Below are 18,477 nucleotides of genomic sequence, written 5' to 3'. Positions count from 1 at the left end.
CCCCAGACCCCAACGATTGTGGACGTCAGGGGACTTGACCGCCAACCATGCACTATCTTCACGACATGTCCACGCCACCGCAGCCCCCGCAGCCGGCCGACCGGCCGGCGCCGCAGCAACCGGCCGTCCCGCCGCAGCCGACGGCTTACCCGTACCCGAGCCCGCAGTCCGCGGCGCCGGGGACCTTCTATGCGCAGCCCACACTGGTCGGTGGACCCGTCCAACCGCCGCTCGGGCAGCCGCAGCCGGGGAACCCCTACGCCCAGGCGCCCCAGTACGGCCCCCTGCCGGTACCGGCGCCGGGCGGCAGCGGCGGGGCGGGAAAGGCCGTGCTGTGGGCCGTCGTCGGAGCGGTGGTCGCCTCCGCCGCCTGGGCGGCCGGCGTCCTCCTCGTCGGCGGCACGGGCGCCGCCGCGGACCTGCGCGGTTACTCGGCCCCCGCCAACATGTGCTCCAGCGCCGACTACTCGTCCTTCAAGACCGAGTACCCCCAGGACGACTCCGCGCCGACGAAGACCTCCCTCAAGGACGCGGCCCTGGACGAGAGCTTCTGCAGCGTGGGCCTGAAGAAGTCCGGCTCGACCTACGCGGACGCCTACCTCTCCATGCAGCTGGACCTGCACAAGAAGACCGATCCGGGGCCCGAGTTCACCGCCACCTGGAAGAACTACGGCGACAGCCACACCGGTTACGACGTCTCCCCGGTCAAGGGCATCGGCGACGAGGCCTACCTGGTCAGCCAGGACACCACCAACGGCTCCACCAGCGGATCCCGCTACGCCACCCTCGCCGTCCGCGACGGCTGGGTGACGTACACGATGAGCTACAGCGTCTACCTGAGCTCCTACGACCAGGACAAGAACCCGCCCGCGCTCACCGACGTGGACGACTGGCTGAAGAAGGACGCCGGGGCGACGCTGGACCGGCTGAAGGGCTGAGCCCGCAGGGCACCGGTCTCCCGCCGTGCGCACCCCGTGCGGGAGGCCCCGACCGCGACCGTCGACGGGGCGCCGACGAGCCTCACGCCGGGGGCCCCGTCACCCCGACCAGGCGGCGCCGGTCACGCCGACCGCGCCTCCGCCTCCTGCGCGATCTGCTCGAAGCGGGCGCCCATGGCCTCGGCGAGGGCCTGCAGGCCCGACAGCGGGCGGACCATCACCATGAAGTCGTCGATCAGGCCCTCCTCGTTCACGTGCAGGAAGTCGCAGCCGGTCAGCTGCCGGTCGCCGACCCGTGCGGTGAAGACCAGCGCGTGATCGGCGCCGGCCGGGTCGCCGATCTCGCGGACGTAACGGAAGTCCTCGAACACCTGGGAGACCGCGCGCAGGATCGCCGCGGTGATCGGCTTGCCGGGATACGGCTTGAAGACGGCCGGGCTGGAGAACACCACGTCCTCGGCCAGCAGCGCCTCGGCGGCGGCCAGGTCCCCTGCCTCGATCGCCTCGCGGAAGGCGTGCATCGGATCACCCCTATAGTCAACTAATTGAATAGGTGCGGATGAGATTAATCAACGGCTGCTAGCCTGTCCAACATGTCGCTCAGGTACGCCGTCCTGGCCGCCCTCCTGGAGGGCGAGGCCTCGGGCTACGAACTGTCGAAGGTGTTCGACGTCTCGCTCGCGAACTTCTGGCCCGCCACCCCCCAGCAGCTCTACCGGGAGCTGGAGCGCCTGGCGCAGGACGGTCTCGTCCGGGCCCGGACCGTGGAGCAGGAACGGCGGCCCAACAAAAGGATGTTCACGCTCACCGAGGCCGGCCGGGCGGAGCTGGGCGCGTTCGCCGCCGAGCCGCCCAGGCGGCCCACCGCCATCCGCGACGAACTCCTCATCAAGATCCAGGCGATGGACGGCGGCGACCCGGAGGTCACCCGGTCCCTGATCGAGGAGCGCAGGGGCTGGGCGCGCGGAAAGCTGGACCGCTACGAACGGGTGCGCGACCGGCTCCTCGACGGGCGCACGGAGGAGGAGCACCTGCGCACCGCCGACCGCGTCGGGCCGTATCTGACCCTGATGGCCGGGATCGCCTTCGAGGAGGAGAACCTGCGGTGGTGCGAGCGGGCGCTCACGGTCCTGGAGCGGCGCATGGCACTGGGCCTGGGCTGACGCGATGTTCGGACCAGAAGGCCCCACGCTGCGCGAACTCGCCGTACAGGCGCTGTCGTCCGTCGAGCACGGCTACGACCTGCTCGCCCCGAAGTTCGACCGCACCCCCTTCCGTACGCCCGACGTGGTCCTCGGCCCGGTGGCACGGGCACTCGCCGAGCTCGGCCCGTTCGAGGACGGGCTCGACCTGTGCTGCGGCACCGGGGCCGGGACCGAGGTGCTGGCCGGGCTGTGCCGCCGGAGCGTCACCGGGGTGGACTTCAGCGCGGGCATGCTCGATGTCGCCCGGCACCGGGTCCGGCCCGCCGGCGGGACCGGGATCGCCTGGGTGCGCGGCGACGCCCGGGCCCTGCCGTTCACGGCCGCCTTCGATCTCGCGGTCAGTTTCGGGGCGTTCGGCCACTTCCTGCCCAGGGAGCTTCCCGGGCTGTTCGCCGGGGTCCACTCGGCGCTCCGGCCCGGGGGTGTCTTCGCCTTCCCGGTGCTCGCCCCGCCCCGCCCGACGGACCCCGCGTACTGGATGCTGCTCGGCTTCGACGCGGTGATGCGGGTGCGCAACGCCCTGTGGCGGCCGCCGTTCGTCATGTACTACCGGGCCTTCCGCCTCGGCACCGTACGGGAGGAGCTGACCCGGGCCGGGTTCACGGTCGAGCTGCGTGCCCTGCCCGGACTCGGGCGGCGCGCCGACGGCGGCCCGCGGGGCCGGCTGGTGACGGCCCGGAAGGTCAGCCGGCTGCGGGCAGTGTGAACTCGTAGACCAGCGCGTCCTGTTCGGCGTTCACGACCAGGTCGGTGATCTCCAGCGGGCGGGCGTACTGGTCGTGCACCCGCCGGGTGACCAGGACCGACGACGCGTCGCCGACCTGGGTGATGGCGTCCCGGTGGTGCAGGGCCAGACCGGCCTTGCGCATCCAGTCGTAGGCCCGCCGCAGCTGCGCGGGAGTGGCCCCGTCGGCCCGGTCGCGGTACCGGGCCAGCTCCGCCACCTCGGCGAGCGCCACCGCCGAGAACGAGGTGACCGCCGTGCGCAGCGCCCGGCCGTCCGGGGTGGCCGAGCGGTAGCGGTGCACCAGGGTCGGGCGCTGCGGGGCGAGCCCCAGCGCCCGCGCGTGCTCGGGCGGCGGCGCCTCCCAGGTCACCGTGGCCCGGTCGACCGCGCACGGGTCGGCCGGGCTGGCGCCCACCGGAAAGGTCAGCGACTGCGGTGTCTCGACCGGCCGGCCGGGCAGCGTGGCATGGGTGCCCCGCCGGTCGGTGGCGACCACGCCGCCGCGGCGCAGCACCTCCAGCGCCTGCCGGACGGTCTCCCGGCTGACCCCGAAGTGCGCGGCCAGGTGCCGCTCGCCCGGCAGGCGTTCGCCCGGCGGAACGGTGCCCTCGCGCAGTTCGTCGAGCAGCAGCGCCGCCACCTGCGCGTACAGGGGCCGGTCGGTGGACTGGGAGGGTTCGTGCGGGGTGGTGCGGGCCATGCCGCGCCTCCTGTTGGTGACAAGACGTAGCCGTGCGGGCTCATTGCGCGACCACAATTAGCATTGGTCTAAACCACAAGGGAAGAGCGGTCCGCCGGTTCGGCCGAAACCCACCCGCGCGATCTTTCGGTCACCCGGCCCGGGCGTCGCCGGTCACAGGGCCCGGTAGAGGGCGTCGATCAGCGCCGTCTTCCGGGGGTCGTCGGCGATGCGCGGCCCCATCCGGTTCATGACGTAGCCCAGCGACACGCCCGCCTCGGGGTCGGCGAGCCCGCACGAACCGCCGAACCCGTCATGACCGAAAGCCCGCGGATTGGGGCCGTACGAGCCCTGGGGTCCGCTCAGCCACAGGCCGAGCCCGACCTCGGTCTCGCCCTCGAAACCCGCCCCCAGCACCAGGTCGCGGCAGGCACCCTGGCCCTCGCGCACCCGCTCCGCCGCCTCCGGTGAGAGGATGCGCCGGCCACCGGCCGAACCGCGGCCGGCGAAGACGCCGTACAGCGCCGCGACCGCCCGTGCCGTGCCGTGCCCGTTCGCGGCCGGGATCTCCGCGGCCCGCCAGGCGGGCGTGTTGGCCTCGGCCGCCCCGACCACGGGGTTGGCCAGCGCCGCGACGGCGGCCGGGGCCAACTGACGGAAAACGGCCGCCTGCTGATCCGCCGACATGGCCGGCGGGCGGACCAGCTCGGCCGCCCGGCCGTACTCCTGGGCCGGCAGGCCGACGGTGAAGTCGATCCCGAGCGGTCCGGTCACCTCGCGCCGCAGGAAGGCACCCGGCAGCAGGCCGGAGATCCGGCGTACGACCTCGCCGACCAGGAAGCCGTACGTCAGCGCGTGGTACCCGGACCGCGTCCCCGGCTCCCACCAGGGCTCCGTCGCCGCGAGCCGCGAGGTGGTCGTCCGCCAGTCGTACAGGTCGTCCAGGGAGTGCGGCTCGCGCAGCCCCGACAGCCCGGCACGGTGCGACAGCAGATGCCGCACGAGCACCTTCTCCTTGCCCGCGGCCGCGAACTCCGGCCAGTACACGGCGACCGGTGCGTCGAGGTCGAGCAGTCCGCGGTCGGCGAGGACGTGCGCGCACAGCGCCACCGGGCCCTTGGTGGTCGACCACACGTTCACCAGCGTGTCCCGCTTCCAGGGGCGTACCCGGGCCGGGTCGGCCCAGCCGCCCCACAGGTCCACCACCGTCTCCCCGTCGACGGTCACCGCCAACGCGGCGCCGAGTTCGCCCCGTTCGCGGAAGTTCTCCTCGAACGCCTCCCGGACCGCCGCGAACCGCGGATCGCAATGGCCGTGGACCGGTGACTGCTGTGTCTGCCGTGCCTCGTGCGCGGACATGGGCCCTCCGTGGTCGCCGGGGAGCCCGGGCCTCGATGCCACGGCCCGGGCTCCCCGAACGTACCGACTGGTCGGACTGGAGGGAAGGCCGGGGGAGGGGGAGCGTACGGCTCAGGCGTACGACCTCGGCCAGCGCACCTTCGCCGCCTCGTGGAAGGGGGCGCCCTCGTGGTCGTTGAACTCGTACACCTCGATCGCCTTGTCCTCGTGCGCCCAGGCGTTGACGCCGCGCACACGGTCGACGGCGGGCAGGTCTCGTCCTCCAGGGCGGTCGAGAACAGGGCCGGGGCCCGGCCGCAGGCCGCGAAGTGCACCCCGTCGAAGTAGGACAGGGTGCGCAGCACGTCCGCCGAACGGCCGCGGTGCGTCCTGAGGAACAGGCCGATCTCCCGGTACGGATGACGGTCCGGCAGGGTCGTCGCGCGCGGGAAGTCGCACAGGAACGGCACGTCCGGCGCGACCGCGACCAGGTCGGGCGCACGAGAACCTGCTGTACGCGTCGACGGGCCGGGCGCACTTCGTGATGGACACGCGGGGGCAGGGCAGCGTCTGGGGCGGCACGGCCGACCCGGTGGGCGCGTCGCCCGCCTTTCCCGGCTTCATGACGCCGGGGCCGGCCGCGCCCGCCGCCGTAGCCTATGAACTCCACGACCAGCGGCAGCGGCCGCGTGGCGCCGGCCGGCAGGCGCAGCCGGCCCTTGACGGCGTGCCCGCCGAATCCGGCGAACGTCACGTCGTACACCTCGACCGTGGACAGCCCGGTGTCCACCGGCTCGAAGCGGGCGTCCAGTTCGTGCTCGCGCGCCTGCCACAGGGTCTTGTCCCAGAAGGCGTCGAAGTCCTCGGGTTCGGCCGACTCGCTGCGTCACTCACGGAGTTCGTCGAGGGAACGGTCGAACAGGGCCATCGACAAGCGCCTTCGTGAACGGAGATGCGTCAGGCCACCGTACGCAGGGCCGCGGGATCAGGCCCTCGGCTGGGTCCACTTGGGTCCCGTGCGCGCCCACTCACGCTCCCACTCGGCGAGCCGGTGGCGCAGCGCGATCCGGCGCTCGACGGCATGGCCGAGGAGCACCACCCCGCCGGCGCCCGCCGCCGCGCAGATGCCGATGGTGACCGCGTGCTGCCAGATCGCCACGTCGTCCGGGGGCGCGGCGACATTGCGGTCCCGGGAGTCGAACCACACCGACACCGTGTCACCGGTCCGGGTCCCGGCCGGCACCCGCGCCCACGCGGTCCTGGTCCCCTTGCCGGGCTCGGTCCAGCGGACCTCGGCCCGGTACGGATGCGCGCGGTCGCCCTGGACGGTGGGCACCCGCCGGGGCGGGTCGCCGAACACCGTGGCACTCACCTCGTGGCGCGTCGCCCGCTCCGCCGCCGCGACCGCCTGGGCCCGGCCATGGGCGTGCAGCCCCGCGGCCACGCCCACCAGGGGCGCGACCACGAACAGCAGGACGGCGACGACCAGCACCGTCCACGACTCCATGACGTCCGACCGGCGCCGCAGCGGATTGCGCCGCCAGCGCCAGCCACGCACCCGGGTACGCATGCCCACCTCCTCGCCGCCGCAGCCGGAGAGCGGGACGGGCCGGGTCGCCGGTCCGCCGCGCCCGCCCCCTGCCTACGCACACGAGCGTCCACACCCGTCACGTACCCCGTTCGGCGCACCCTCTTCACCCGGCGAACCGCGAGTTCAGGCCCACCTGAAGCACGGAACGGGCCATGCGCCCCACGATCGCGCGACCTGTCCGAGGCCGCGACCCGGGCGCGAAGGGCCGGTTCCGGCCGGTCGGCGCCGCCGGGTCCGGTGGTCTAGCCGAAGCGCTCGATGCGGATGCGGTCCACCGGCTGACCGGCCTCGACGAGCAGCCGTGAGACATGTTCCGCGAACCCGTTCGAGCCGCACACGTAGGCCTCCCACCCGCCGGGAGGCCCCTCGGCCAGGAGCGGTGCCACGTGCCCGGCCGCGATCCGGCCCACCGGTACCCCGGGCGGGGCGCCGCGGGTGAACACCGGCGTCGTCTCCGCGCCCAGCTCCCGCGCGTAGATCAGCTCCTCGGGGCTGCGCGCGGACACCAGCATCCGCAGCGGCACACCGAGGCCCTGTGCCCGGTGGTGCCGGACCATCGACATCAGCGGTACGACTCCGGAGCCGGCGCCGAGGAGCAGCGCGGGCCGGTCGCCCGGCCAGGCGAAGAAGCCGCTGAGGGGACCGCGCACCTCGACCGTGTCGCCGGGCCGGGCCACCGTGTGGAACCAGCCGGAGACCTCGCCGTCCGGCACCCGGTCCAGGGTCAGCTCGATGTGCCCCGAGCCGTCCGGGGCGGACGCGATCGAGTAGTGGCGCTGTGCCGTGTAGCCGTCCTCGGCGGTCAGCCGCAGCAGCAGGTGCTGGCCGGGCAGGTGCCCCGCCCAGTGCGGCACCGCCAGGCGGAAGGTGGCCGCGTGGGGCGTCTCGTGCCGGACCTCCGTGAGCGTGGCCCGCTGCCAGACCGCCGCGGCCTGCTCGCTCACGGCGATGCGTCCGGGCACCGCGAACGCCGTCGTGGGGCCGCCCCCGCCGGGCACGACCGTCGTCGTCACCGTCTCAGTCACCGGAGTACCGCTGCTCCTCCCAGGGGTTGCCGCGCGCGTGGTAGCCGTTGCGCTCCCAGAACCCCTGCTCCTCGTGGTCGAGGAGCGTGATGCCCGCGATCCACTTGGCACTCTTCCAGAAGTAGAGGTGGGGCACGACCAGCCGGGCCGGACCGCCGTGCTCGGGCGGCAGGGGCTTGCCGTCGAACTCCCAGGCGATCCAGGCCCGTCCGCCGGTGAGGTCGGCGAGCGGCAGGTTCGCGGTGTAGCCGGTGTGGGAGCGGGCGATCGCGTGGGTGGCGGACGCACGGGGCCGCACCGCGTCGAAGAAGGCGTCGAGCGACACCCCGCCGAACCGCACACCGAACTTCGACCAGCCGGTCACACAGTGGATGTCGCCGTCGTACGCCGACGCGGGCAGTGCGCGTGCCGTGTCCCAGTCCCAGGTGTGCGGCCGCTCGACCAGACCGTCGATGCGGAAGGACCAGTCGGCCGGCGCGAGGTCCGGGGTGACCTCGGCGGACAGGACGGGCCATTCGTCGCGCGCGTCGTACTGCCCGGGGGGCAGTCCCGGGTTGTCCTGGCGCGGGCGGCCCGTGAAGCCTCGCGTGACGTTCATGCTTCAACCGTACGCTGTCGTGCCGGGTGCTCCGTCCCAGGTCACCGACCGGATCATTGCGACCGCGGGAACACCCTCCAGGACCGGGAATACCGGCCGGGCGCCGCTCCTTGGCGTTCGGTGCCGGGCACCGGTGCGCCGGTGGGAGCGCGAGAGAAGTGAGGAACGAGGATGCAGGTGCACGTCCGCAGGACTCCGAGCGAGGTGGCCTCGTGACCCTCACCACCAGCCCCGGCGGCCCCGGCCGGGCCGCCGGCGACACCCCGCACGTCCTCGACAACCCCGCCCACGCCTCGCTGACCGGACCGCACGCCCGCTTCGCCGAGCGGCGCGGCCGGGTCCTGCGCTACCCGCCCGACGTCTCCCCGTGGCTCGCCCTGCCCGACGAGCCGGACGCCCAGGACTGGGCGGACCTCGCCGCGCTGGCCGGTCCGGGCGCCGAGATCGACCTGCCCGGCTTCCGCGGGCGGCTGCCCGACGGCTGGGAGGTCACCCAGCGGATCGAGGGCGTCCAGTTCGTGGACGACGGCCTCGCAGCCGCCCCGGACCCGGAGGCCGTCCGCCTCGGCCCCGCGGACGTGCCCGAGATGCTCGACCTGGTGGCGCGCACCAGGCCCGGGCCGTTTCTGCCGCGCACCGTCGAACTCGGCACCTACCTCGGCATCCGGCGGGGCGGCGCGCTGGTCGCCATGGCGGGGGAGCGGATGCACCCGCCGGGCTGGACCGAGATCAGCGCCGTCTGCACCGACCCCGCCGCCCGCGGCGAGGGCCTCGCCACCCGTCTCGTCCTCGCCGTCGCGCACGGCATCCGGGAGCGCGGCGAGACGCCGTTCCTGCACACCGGCGCCCGGAACACGAACGCCATCCGGCTCTACGAGTCCCTCGGCTTCCGGCTGCGCCGCCCGACGGCCTTCCTCATGGCGAGGGCACCGCGGCGGCTGACGGACGGCCCCGCGACGGCGGTACCGGTGCGGTAGGGGCACGGGCGGGGCCACGGGGTACGAAGGCGGCCGTCGCCCGGTCCAGGCGGGCTCGGTATCGGCGGCCGTCGCCCGGTTCACGCGGCCTCGGCTGCTGGTGCCCGGTTCAGGGGGACTCCGCGTCGGCCGGTCCCGCGTTGTACCGCTCCAGATAGGCCGCGAACCTCACCAGGTCCTCCGCCGGCCAGTCCGCGAGCCGCTCCCGGAACGCGGTCCGGCGGCTCCGGGTGACCTGGGCGAGGATCTCCTCGCCCGCCTCCGTCAGATGCAGCACCTGGACCCGGTGGTCCTCGGGGTCCAGGCGGCGCTCTATCAGCCCGGTCCGCTCCAGCGCGGCCACCTGGCGGCTCACCGTGGACTTGTCCAGGGCGTAGTGGGCCGCGAGGTCCGTGGCCCGGCATCCCCCGCTCTCCTCCAGCTCGCCGAGCAGGGTGTACGACACCAGCGACAGCTCGGGGTGCATGCGGCCCGCCGAGGCGCGGGCCCGGCGGGCGAAGATCGACATCTCGCGCTGGATCGTCTCGACGGCCGACTCCGCTGCGCTCACGGGAATACCTCCTCCGGCGTTGTAGTTGTATTGTACAACTTGAAACTGGAGTTGTATAAGCCAACCATTGGAGGCCGTGCGCGATGAGGTCACCGGCACTGCGCCATGTGCTCACGCACCTGATCACCCCGCTGCTGATGTGCATAGGCATGGGGCTCGCCTACATGGGGGCGTTCGTCACCCCCGAGCCCCACCATCTGCCCGTCGCCGTCGTGGGCAGCGCTCCCCGGGCGAAGGTCTTCGCCCAGACCGTGAAGGACACCGCGGGGGACAAGCTCGACGTCCGCACGGTCGCCACCCGCGCCGACGCCGTCGCCCTGCTGAAGTCCCGCGAGGTGACCGGCGCCTACGTGCCCGGCGCCAGGGCGCCCGAGCTGCTGGTGGCCAGTGCCGCCTCCGACATGGGTGCGACCGCGGCGGAGAAGGTCTTCACCCCCGTCGCCGCCCAGGAGGGCGCCCCGCTCAAGGTCACCGACGTGGCCCCGCCGGCCGCCGACGACCCCACCGGCCAGGGCCTGTTCTTCCTGCTGATCGCTCTCAGCATCGGCTCCTACGCCTCGGTCGCCGCCCTCGGCGCCGCGGGCGCCGCCCTGCCGATGCGGGTACGGGCGCTGCTCACGCTCGGCGTCTCCGCGGCGGTCAGCGGCATCGGCGCGCTGCTCGCCGGGCCGGTGTTCCACCTCGCCCACCACGACCTCGCCGGCGTCTGGGGCATGGCCTGGCTGTACTCGGCGGGCATCCTGTTCATCGGCGTAGGACTGCACACCTTCCTCAAGCGGTGGACCACGCTGACCATGATGGTGCTGTTCGTGATGCTGAACTTCACGAGCTCCGGCGGGCTGTTCCGCCCCGAGCTGCAGAACGGCTTCTTCGGGACGCTGCACGCCTTCTGGAACGGCGCCGGGTTCGTCGAGGGCGCCCGCAGCCTGCTCTACTTCGGCAGCGACGGCCTCGGCCGCAACGTGTGGACGCTCGCGGTCTGGCTGCTGGCCGGCCTGGCCCTCACCGCCGCCGCGGCCCTGTACGAGCGGGGCCCCCGGGTCCGGGAGACCACCGCCCGCCACGGCCACCGGACCCCGCCCGCGCCCGCCCCGGTGCCGGCCGGGCGGGAGGCCGTGGAAGAAGCGGGTGCGGAGGAAGAGGTCGAGGAGACCGTCGGCGTCTGACCGCACGCCGACCGTGCGGGGGAGCACCGCCCGGCAACGGGCGGAGCCCCCGGCCCCCCGCTCATCCCGGCGCCGAGCCGATGGTCACCACCCGCGCCCACGCGGGCGGTGAGTCCGGCCGGTGGTCGGGATCGTCCTCGTCCCAGGACCCGGAGGCGCGCGGGAACAGCCCCACCACCGTCCGGCACGCCGGGCGGGCCTGCGGCCACGGCGTCCGACCGTCGGTGAGAACCACCACCACGTCGGGGCGCGTGCGCAGCGCCCGGGCGAACCCGGTGCGCAGATCCGTACCCCCGCCGCCCACCAGCTCGATGCCCTCCGCCCGGCACACCGGCTGCACGCTCCGGGCCGCCGCGTCGCACGACAGCACACTGACCAGGTCGCGACGGCCGCCCACGGCCCGGGAGATCGCGGCCACCTCCAGCAGCGCGCTGCCCAGCTCGTCGTCGCTCACCGACCCGGACGTGTCGACCACCACGCAGACCCGCGGCGGCCGGCGCCGCAGGCTCGGCAGCACGACCCCGGGCAGTCCGGCCGAGCGGCGCGCCGGCCGGCCGTAGCTGTAGTCCCCGTCCGCACCCGGGCCGGACACCGCGGAGCGCAGCGCCGCGCCCAGCAGCTCCCGCCAGGGCTGCGGCGGATGGAACACCTCCCGCGCCCACCGCCGCCAGCTCTTCGGAGCGTCTCCGGGGCGGCCGTTGATGCCCTGCGCCACCCGGAACCGCACCGCGTCCCGCTCCTGGTCACTGAGCCCGTGCGCGCCGTCCGGGCCCAGGTCCCACTCCCGTCCGAGCCCGTCGGCGCCGCTGCCGCAGTCCAGCCAGGCCAGCCGCGCCAGCCAGGGCCCGAGCCGGAACTGGCGCAGGTAGTCCTCCAGCAGCTCGCCCTCGGGCAGCCCCAGCGTCCCGGGGGTCACGGCGCCCTCAGGGGGCACCAGACCGTCGCCGTACACGTCGTCGTTGATCTCGCAGTCCGCGGCGATGTTCATCCGCAGCCGCTGCGCGGGACCGGTCAGCCCGCGCTCGCGTGCGACCCGGTCGCTGCGTCCGTGATGGTCGCGCAGCAGGTGCGTCACCTCGTGCACCCACACCCCGGCCAGCTCCTCCACCGGGGTGCGCGCCACGAACGCCGGGGAGACGTAGACCCGCCAGTACCGGTCGACGGCCATCGTCGGCACCCGGCGCGACTCCACCGGGTGCAGCGCGAACAGCGCCGTCGCCAGATACGGCCGGACACGGGCCGCGTGCAGCCGGGCGGCGAACAGCTTGCCGAGGTCCAGCGCCCCGGTCGTGCCCGCCGTCACCGGCGCCCCCGGGAGGCGAGCGCGGCCCGGCGGGCGGCCTCGTCGGCCCGCCGGGACAGGGACACCGCCCCGGCGAGCCGCTCGATCGCCGCCGGTACGTCCCAGTCGCCCTGCCGCAGCGAGGCCAGGGTGGTGGCGGGGACCACCACCACGTCGGGCGCGCCGGTCTCCATGGCCCGCACCAGCAGGGCCCAGGCCGCGTCCCAGCGGGCCCGCTCCGGCCGCTTGCGGACGGCGTCCACCACGCCGTCCAGCACCGCCTGGCGCAGGTCCCCGCGTTCGGGCAGTTCGGCGCCGGCCGGGTCGGCGAGCAGCTCCTCCGGGTCGGGCAGGTCCATCCGGTCCAGGCTCGCCAGCAGCTCCAGGCCCGGTCCGTCCCCGACGGTTCCCCGGACCAGCAGGGACAGCACGTCCCGCGAGGACCCGGCGGCGGTCGCGAAGGCGATCAGGCGCAGCGTCGCCTCCCAGCTCCGGGGTGACGGCCACGCACCGCCCCGGCGGCTCTCCCCGTCGGGCAGCCGGTGCACCAGGCCCGGCCGCGCGGTCAGGAACCCGCACACGGCGCGACGGGCGAAGGCCACGGACTCCGGCAGCCGCTCCGGGCGCAGCCGGGGCAGCGTCGCGTGCGGCCAGGTCCCGCCGAGGCCGCGCACCACGACGTCGTGGTCGTGCGTCCACTGCAGGTGCACGAACCGGTTGGCCAGCGGCGGGCTCAGTTCCCAGCCGTCGGCCGCCGAGGAGCGCGGGTTGGCGGCCGCCACGATACGGACCCCGGGTGGCAGGGTCAGCGCGCCGACGCGCCGCTCCAGCACGAGCCGCAGCAGGGCCGCCTGCACGGCCGGGGGCGCGGTGGACAGCTCGTCGAGGAACAGCAGCCCCCGCCCGGCCCGGACGAGCCGCACCGCCCAGTCCGGAGGTGCCATCGGGACGCCCTGGACGGCGGGATCGTCCCCCACCACGGGCAGCCCGGAGAAGTCGGACGGTTCATGGACGCTCGCGATGACGGTCGTCAGCGGCAGGTCCAGCGCCTCGGCCAGCCGGGTCAGCGCCGCGGTCTTACCGATGCCGGGTTCGCCCCACAGCAGCACCGGCAGGTCCGCGGTCACGGCCAGGGTCAGCGCCTCCAGCTGGGTGTCGGCCCGCGGTTCGGTGGTGGTGTCGCCGAGCGCGGCCAACAGGGCCCCGGCGACGTCGAGTTGGGAGTCGGAGGAGAGAACGGCGGAAAAATGTGCGGACATGGGTGATCACCTGAGGGTGTGAGTAGGGGACGGCGAAGGGGAGTTCAGCGCCGGGACGACGCGCGGCGCGGGCGGCGGTCACGGCCCGGCCGGCGGTCCGGGTCACGGCGGACCGGGTCGTCCCCGATCAGGCCGGCCCGGTACAGGCCGTAGGTGATGCGCCGTTCGGCCGCGGACGCCAGTTCGTCCCGCAGGGGGCCCGGGCGCAGCACCGCGTCGGGGCCGAGCAGGCCCTCGACCACGGCCACGGCGCCCGCCGTGTCACCGTGGTCCAGACGCTCACGGACGCCGGTGAGGCACTCCGGACGGCGGTGCGCCTCGTCGACGGCCCGCAGACAGGGCAGCGGCGGGCCGCCGAGCGCGAACAGCAGTTCCTCACGCCGGATTTCGGCCGGATCGTGGTCCAGTGGTGCCAGTGCGCCGTCGACCGGGCCGATCCGGTGCGTGGCCCCCCGGCACTCCACGAGCCGGGCCCCGCCCACGGGATCGGGAGCGCGGGGCGGTCCGGACGGCGCACGGCCGGGTGCCAGCGCGTCGGCCACCAGCGGATGCAGCCGGCCCGGCCCGATCAGCCCGGCGCGCAGCAGCTCCAGGTCCGGCAGTACCCAGGTCGCCGCGTCGGGCAGGACGGGCAGCGCGGACAGGCCGCCCGCGGACCCGGTCGCGATCCGCGTGCTCCCGCCGGTGCCCGCCGGGTCCGGCTCCAGGACCAGCCGGCGCCCGCCCCCGAGGCGCACCGTGAACGGGCCGCCGGGGCGTCCCTCGGCGCGCAGCAGAAGGGCTGCCTCCGCGGTCCACCGCGCGACGGCGCACCCGTGGCCCGGCGGTACGAGCCCCAGCGGATCGTGGTCCGGCGGCACCGGCCCCTCGGCCCCCGACCGCAGGCGGAGTTCGGCCGCCCGGCCGGCGTCCCAGAGGTGCCGGTGCAGGTCGAGCCGGTAGCGCCGGTCGGGCCGGGGATGCGGGTGCCGTCGGGTGTCGGCGTGGGCCGGATCCCACAGGGTGAGGCCGACCCGCTGGCCGGCATCGGCCCAGGCGGGCGCGGTCCGGGCCACCAGGTGGAGGGGACCCGCGCGGCCGGGCCGGTCGTACCGGGCCAGTGTGAGGGTCAGGCCGGGGCGCAGCAGCCCGTCGGGCGCGATCCTCGGCAGGTGCCAGCGCAGCAGGTCCGGCGCGAGCCGGCGGAGGTCGGAGCGGACCCGGGTCGCGAGGTCGCGGCCGTGGGCGCGGGCCACGGAGCGCAGATCGAGATCGGCGTCGAAGCGGGCGGCGGCACAGGCCCCCGCCCAGTCCCCGGCGCGGCGCCGGAGGGTCGCGGTCTCGATCATGCACGGCGGCACGGCGTACTCGCGTACGCGCAGCCACCGGGAGAGCCGGTAATCCCCGTTCGCGGTCGAAGGGAGCATCAGCGCTCACCTTGCGCGGACGGGACCCCCAATCCGTATGTGCGGTAGGTCGTCATCGCGGCGAGCGTAGCCGTCCGCCCGGCACCGCGCCAGGCGATTTCCACGGCCGGGTCGGGCCGTGCCCGCTGGGGTATGGTGGCCGTCCGGCCGTGGACCGACACGGCCCCGGGCAACGAGGAGGTGGGACCCATCACCGCTGTGTCAGCCGGGGTGCTCTCTCCTCGTGACGGCGCGGTCCACCGGCGACGGTGACCGCGGGAGCGCCCTGCGATCCCGCGCTCCCGAAAGGCCTACGGCTTCCATGCCCTCCGTGTCCTCTCCGCCCCCGCTCCCCTTCCCCGCGGTCGTCTCCGCGCTGCGCGCCGCCGGCTGCGTCTTCGCCGAGGACGAGGCGGAGTTGATCCTCGCCACCGCCCGCACCCCCGACGAGCTGGCCTCGATGGTGGACCGCCGCGCCGCCGGGCTCCCGCTCGAACACGTCCTGGGCTGGGCCCGGTTCCACGGGCTGCGCATCGCCGTGGAACCAGGGGTCTTCGTCCCCCGCCGCCGTACCGAGTTCCTGGTCGACCAGGCGCTGGCCGAGGCGCCCGGCGCGACCGTGGTCGTGGACCTGTGCTGCGGTTCCGGCGCGCTCGGCGCGGCCCTCGCCGCAGCCCTGGCCGGCGTCGAGGTGCACGCCGCCGACATCGACCCGGCCGCGGTGGGCTGCGCCCGCCGCAACCTCGCGGCCTTCGGCGGCCGCGCCCATCAGGGCGACCTGTACGACGCCCTGCCCACGGGCCTGCGCGGCCGCGTCGGCGTCCTGACGGCCAACGTGCCCTACGTCCCCACCACCGAGGTGCCCCTGCTGCCCGCCGAGGCCCGCGACCACGAGCCGCAGGCCGCCCTGGACGGCGGCGCGGACGGGCTCGACGTCCTGCGCCGGGTCGCCGCCGGGGCACCGCGCTGGCTCGCGCCCGGCGGCCGTCTGCTCTCCGAGACCAGCGAGCGCCAGGCACCCGCAGCCGTCGAGGCGTTCACCCGCGCGGGCCTGACGACCCGTCTGGCGGTGTCGGAGGAGTTGAACGCGCACGTCGTGATCGGGATCCTGCCCTGAACGTCCCCGACGGGGCTGGACCACCGTCGGCGGCCGCGGGGGAGCCGCCCCACAGGAGCGCGGAACCCGCGGGGGGAGGATGCGTCCGTACACCGACGCCGGTTCGCCCGCGCCGACGCGGCCGGCGCGGGCGAACGCGGTGCGGGAGGCCGGCCCGCTGCGGGGCAGGCGCCGTCCGGCGAGCGCGCCGTCCGACGAGCCGACAGGAACCGTGCCCGGAGCCGGACTTCCCGGGCCGGAGGTGCCAAGTGGCCGCCAGCTCAGGGGAGTTCCTGAGCCCGGGCGATGAGCAGGGCCACGTCGTCGTGGTTGTCGGGGTGGTGCAGGGTCCGCAGGAGGAGGTCGCAGGCCTCCTCGAGCGGGCGCGCGGGATCGTCGAGCAGGGTGAGCAGGAAGTCCAGTCGCTCGTCCAGCGAGTGGCAGCGGGTCTCCACCAGCCCGTCGGTGTAGAACACCAGCTCGTCGCCGGGCTCGAAGTCGACGGTGACGGTGGAGAACGGGACCCCGCCGACGCCCAGCGGCACCCCCGTGGGCAGGTCGAGCAGTTCCGGCGGGCGCCCGGGCCGGACCCGCGCCGGCGGCAGATGGCCGGCGTTGGCGATCCGGCACTGGCGCAGATGCGGGTCGTGGACGGCGTACACGCAGGTCGCGATCGAGTGGTCCAGGGCCGAGGTCGTCTTGTCCAGGTGTTCGAGCAGCATGGCCGGGTCCAGGCCGAGAGCGGCCAGTGTGGTGGTCGCGGTGCGCAGCCGGCCCATGGTCGCGGCGGCGCTGATCCCGCTGCCCATGACGTCGCCCACCACGAGCGCGGTCCTGCCGCCCTCCAGCGGGATGACGTCGAACCAGTCGCCGCCGACCTCGCTGGTCGCGCCCGCGGGCTGGTAGCGGGAGGCGACCTCCAGCCCGGTCGTCACCGGCGGGTGGCCCGGCAGCAGACTGCGCTGGAGGGTGAGCGCGGTGTTGCGGGCGTTCTGGTACCAGCGCGCGTTGTCGATCTGCACGGCGGCCCGGGCGGCCAGCTCCCTGGCGAGCAGGACGTCGTCCTCGTCGAACGGCGCCGGGTTGGCGGTGCGCTTGAGGTCGAGCGCGCCCAGCACCTCGCCGCGCGCGATGAGCGGCACCGCGAGGTAGGAGTGCAGGCCCGCCCGGCCCAGCAGCACCGCCGCCTCGGGGGAGCGGGCGATGCGCGGCAGGTCCTCGTCCTTCACCTGCGGAACCAGCACGGCCTCACCGGTGCGCACGCACTCGGTGACCAGGCGGTCGGGCGCGTACCGGGCGATCTGGCCGGGCCGGTCGGCCGCCCGTACGGCGTCCGAGCCGTTCTCGGGGCGGAGCGCGAAGGCCCGGATCACCGCCGACTCGGACGGGCCGAGTGTGCTGGGCCGGCCCTCCACGACCGCGTCCAGCAGGTCCACGGCGGCCACGTCCGCCAGCTCGGGCACGGCGACCTCGGCCAGCTCGCTGGCGGTGCGCTCCAGCTCCAGGGTCGTGCCGATCCGGGCGGAGGCGTCGGCGATGACCGCGAGCCGGCGCCGCGCGGCCTCCGCCTCCAGGGAGGCCCGGTGCTGCTCGGTGATGTCCACCATCGAGCAGGCCACACCGAGCACGTTGCCGGTGGAGTCGTCGAGGCGGTACAGCGACATCGCCCAGGAGTGGTCCGTGTCCGGGTCGGCGGGGGTGCGGCCGACGAGGATGTCGTCGATCAGCGGCGCACCCGTGCTCAGTACCCGGTGGGCGGCGGCCGCCAGGGCGTCGGTGTACAGCTGCGGCAGCACCTCGCGCAGGCTGCGCCCCACGTGCTCTGCGGCCGGCAGCCCGTTGATCTTCTCCAGGGCCGGGTTGACCGAGACGAACCGCAGCTGGGTGTCGAGCACGGCGAGCCCCATCGGCGACTGCCTGACCATCCGCTCGGACAGCGCCACGTCCTGTTCCAGCCGGCGCACGGTCGACTGGTCGGCGGCGAGCCCGAGGGCGTACACGTCGCCGTGGTCGTCCATCAGCCGCATGTTGCGGAACTCCACCAGACGGGTGCTGCCGTCCTTGTGCCGGATCGGGAAGCCGCCGGCCCAGCTCTGCCCGGTGCGCAGCACGTCCGCGAAGAGCTTGCCGACCAGCTCGACGTGCCGTTCGTGCACCATGAGCCGGGCGGCGTACTGCCCGAGGGCCTCCCGCGCGCCGTAGCCGAAAAGCTCCTCGGCCTGCGGGCTCCACAGCACGATGCGGCCCTCGGTGTCCAGCACCACCGACGCCACCCCGAGCACGTCGAGGAGCCCGCCCGGCCGTTCGGGGCCGCGGGCAGGCTCGCCGCCCTCCGTCACCGGAGCCTCGGCTGCACTCATGCCACGCACCGCCTTCGCCCGTACGCACGGCACGTCGTCCCCCGTGCCGACTCCCCTTGTTCTACCGCGCTCACACCCGACTCTCCGAGGCCCGTGCCGTTCTTTCTCCACCATTCCTCACCACGGCGGCGGACGTCCGCCGCCGTCGCTGCGCCGGCGTCGCGCGGTGCGGGGCCTCCTGCCGAGACCGTACAGCGCGATCCGGCGGGCCGTGAGAGTTCACGCCCATGTTGCCGCATTGGCCTGTACATGACTAAGGCGCCACGCCAGACTGTCCGCCGAGCGAGTGCCCCCACCCCCC

The 18,477-nt window shown here is 74.8% G+C and carries 18 protein-coding genes and 2 pseudogenes; 6 read left to right on the top strand and 14 right to left on the bottom strand.

Annotation, left to right across the window (positions count from 1 at the left end; all coding sequences use genetic code 11):
- Positions 1 to 65: 65 nt before the first annotated feature.
- Complete coding sequence (locus tag ACZ7FF_RS21550) at positions 66 to 938, top strand: hypothetical protein (RefSeq protein WP_470813849.1); 873 nt, start codon at positions 66 to 68, stop codon at positions 936 to 938.
- A 122-nt stretch (positions 939 to 1,060) separates the two neighbouring features.
- Here the strand turns inward: ACZ7FF_RS21550 and ACZ7FF_RS21545 are convergent, their stop codons facing one another.
- The gene (locus tag ACZ7FF_RS21545) at positions 1,061 to 1,459 is read right to left on the bottom strand and encodes a nuclear transport factor 2 family protein (protein WP_470813848.1); all 399 of its coding nucleotides are present in this window, start codon (positions 1,457 to 1,459) and stop codon (positions 1,061 to 1,063) included.
- Between the two features lie 72 nt (positions 1,460 to 1,531).
- On the opposite strand from ACZ7FF_RS21545, the gene ACZ7FF_RS21540 reads away from it, so the two are divergent.
- Both ACZ7FF_RS21540 and ACZ7FF_RS21535 read left to right on the top strand, forming a co-directional pair.
- Positions 1,532 to 2,101, top strand: coding sequence for a PadR family transcriptional regulator (locus ACZ7FF_RS21540; RefSeq protein WP_470813847.1), 570 nt, complete (start codon positions 1,532 to 1,534; stop codon positions 2,099 to 2,101).
- Positions 2,102 to 2,105: 4 nt separating this feature from the next.
- Entirely contained in the window at positions 2,106 to 2,849 is a 744-nt protein-coding gene (locus ACZ7FF_RS21535) for a class I SAM-dependent methyltransferase (RefSeq protein ID WP_470813846.1), read from the top strand.
- On the opposite strand, the gene ACZ7FF_RS21530 is transcribed toward ACZ7FF_RS21535, so the two are convergent.
- The 8 genes and pseudogenes from ACZ7FF_RS21530 to ACZ7FF_RS21495 all read right to left on the bottom strand — a co-directional run bounded on the left by ACZ7FF_RS21530 (position 2,827) and on the right by ACZ7FF_RS21495 (position 8,101).
- Positions 2,827 to 3,570 carry a GntR family transcriptional regulator gene (locus ACZ7FF_RS21530; RefSeq protein WP_470813845.1) on the bottom strand — a complete coding sequence of 248 codons (744 nt, stop codon included), beginning with the start codon at positions 3,568 to 3,570 and terminating at the stop codon, positions 2,827 to 2,829. The genes ACZ7FF_RS21535 and ACZ7FF_RS21530 overlap by 23 nt on opposite strands.
- Before the next feature lie 153 nt (positions 3,571 to 3,723).
- Positions 3,724 to 4,908: a serine hydrolase domain-containing protein gene (locus tag ACZ7FF_RS21525; protein ID WP_470813844.1), complete on the bottom strand. Its 1,185-nt coding sequence runs from the start codon at positions 4,906 to 4,908 to the stop codon at positions 3,724 to 3,726.
- Between the two features lie 111 nt (positions 4,909 to 5,019).
- On the bottom strand, positions 5,020 to 5,142 hold the full coding sequence (locus tag ACZ7FF_RS21520) for a hypothetical protein (protein ID WP_470813962.1): 123 nt from the start codon (positions 5,140 to 5,142) through the stop codon (positions 5,020 to 5,022).
- Between the two features lie 50 nt (positions 5,143 to 5,192).
- Positions 5,193 to 5,357, bottom strand: a pseudogene (locus tag ACZ7FF_RS21515) (acetylxylan esterase); the annotation flags it as partial.
- 218 nt (positions 5,358 to 5,575) lie between these two features.
- A pseudogene (locus tag ACZ7FF_RS21510) lies at positions 5,576 to 5,722 on the bottom strand (acetylxylan esterase); the annotation flags it as partial.
- Positions 5,723 to 5,872: 150 nt separating this feature from the next.
- Positions 5,873 to 6,457 (bottom strand): Rv1733c family protein, encoded by a 585-nt coding sequence (locus ACZ7FF_RS21505; protein WP_470813843.1) that lies wholly within the window; start codon positions 6,455 to 6,457, stop codon positions 5,873 to 5,875.
- A gap of 263 nt (positions 6,458 to 6,720) precedes the next feature.
- Positions 6,721 to 7,503 (bottom strand): ferredoxin reductase, encoded by a 783-nt coding sequence (locus ACZ7FF_RS21500; RefSeq protein WP_470813842.1) that lies wholly within the window; start codon positions 7,501 to 7,503, stop codon positions 6,721 to 6,723.
- Positions 7,496 to 8,101: a sulfite oxidase-like oxidoreductase gene (locus tag ACZ7FF_RS21495; protein WP_470813841.1), complete on the bottom strand. Its 606-nt coding sequence runs from the start codon at positions 8,099 to 8,101 to the stop codon at positions 7,496 to 7,498. Before ACZ7FF_RS21495 ends, ACZ7FF_RS21500 begins: the two co-directional genes overlap by 8 nt.
- Positions 8,102 to 8,313: 212 nt before the next feature.
- On the opposite strand from ACZ7FF_RS21495, the gene ACZ7FF_RS21490 reads away from it, so the two are divergent.
- Positions 8,314 to 9,078 (top strand): GNAT family N-acetyltransferase, encoded by a 765-nt coding sequence (locus ACZ7FF_RS21490; RefSeq protein ID WP_470813840.1) that lies wholly within the window; start codon positions 8,314 to 8,316, stop codon positions 9,076 to 9,078.
- 109 nt (positions 9,079 to 9,187) lie between these two features.
- Here ACZ7FF_RS21490 and ACZ7FF_RS21485 read toward each other — a convergent pair whose 3' ends face one another.
- Positions 9,188 to 9,586, bottom strand: coding sequence for a MarR family winged helix-turn-helix transcriptional regulator (locus tag ACZ7FF_RS21485; RefSeq protein WP_470813959.1), 399 nt, complete (start codon positions 9,584 to 9,586; stop codon positions 9,188 to 9,190).
- A 125-nt stretch (positions 9,587 to 9,711) separates the two neighbouring features.
- Between ACZ7FF_RS21485 and ACZ7FF_RS21480 the strand changes: the two genes are divergently transcribed.
- Entirely contained in the window at positions 9,712 to 10,794 is a 1,083-nt protein-coding gene (locus ACZ7FF_RS21480; RefSeq protein ID WP_470813839.1) for an ABC-2 transporter permease, read from the top strand.
- Between the two features lie 61 nt (positions 10,795 to 10,855).
- Here the strand turns inward: ACZ7FF_RS21480 and ACZ7FF_RS21475 are convergent, their stop codons facing one another.
- From ACZ7FF_RS21475 to ACZ7FF_RS21465, 3 genes are read right to left on the bottom strand one after another with little or no spacing between them, the layout of a single operon-like run.
- Positions 10,856 to 12,097, bottom strand: a complete 1,242-nt coding sequence (locus tag ACZ7FF_RS21475) for a vWA domain-containing protein (RefSeq protein WP_470813838.1) — start codon at positions 12,095 to 12,097, stop codon at positions 10,856 to 10,858.
- Positions 12,094 to 13,335 (bottom strand): AAA family ATPase, encoded by a 1,242-nt coding sequence (locus ACZ7FF_RS21470; protein WP_470813837.1) that lies wholly within the window; start codon positions 13,333 to 13,335, stop codon positions 12,094 to 12,096. The genes ACZ7FF_RS21475 and ACZ7FF_RS21470 overlap by 4 nt, the downstream gene beginning before the upstream one ends.
- 44 nt (positions 13,336 to 13,379) lie before the next feature.
- The gene (locus tag ACZ7FF_RS21465) at positions 13,380 to 14,741 is read right to left on the bottom strand and encodes a hypothetical protein (RefSeq protein WP_470813836.1); all 1,362 of its coding nucleotides are present in this window, start codon (positions 14,739 to 14,741) and stop codon (positions 13,380 to 13,382) included.
- Between the two features lie 301 nt (positions 14,742 to 15,042).
- Between ACZ7FF_RS21465 and ACZ7FF_RS21460 the strand changes: the two genes are divergently transcribed.
- The gene (locus ACZ7FF_RS21460; protein WP_470813835.1) at positions 15,043 to 15,837 is read left to right on the top strand and encodes a putative protein N(5)-glutamine methyltransferase; all 795 of its coding nucleotides are present in this window, start codon (positions 15,043 to 15,045) and stop codon (positions 15,835 to 15,837) included.
- 260 nt (positions 15,838 to 16,097) lie between these two features.
- On the opposite strand, the gene ACZ7FF_RS21455 is transcribed toward ACZ7FF_RS21460, so the two are convergent.
- Positions 16,098 to 18,176 (bottom strand): SpoIIE family protein phosphatase, encoded by a 2,079-nt coding sequence (locus ACZ7FF_RS21455; RefSeq protein ID WP_470813834.1) that lies wholly within the window; start codon positions 18,174 to 18,176, stop codon positions 16,098 to 16,100.
- Positions 18,177 to 18,477 lie beyond the last annotated feature (301 nt).

It is taken from the genome of Streptomyces sp. NPDC037126 (genome assembly GCF_055605965.1).
Note: the sequence above shows the minus strand (reverse complement) of the source record. Positions and strands in the feature narration are given on the sequence as shown.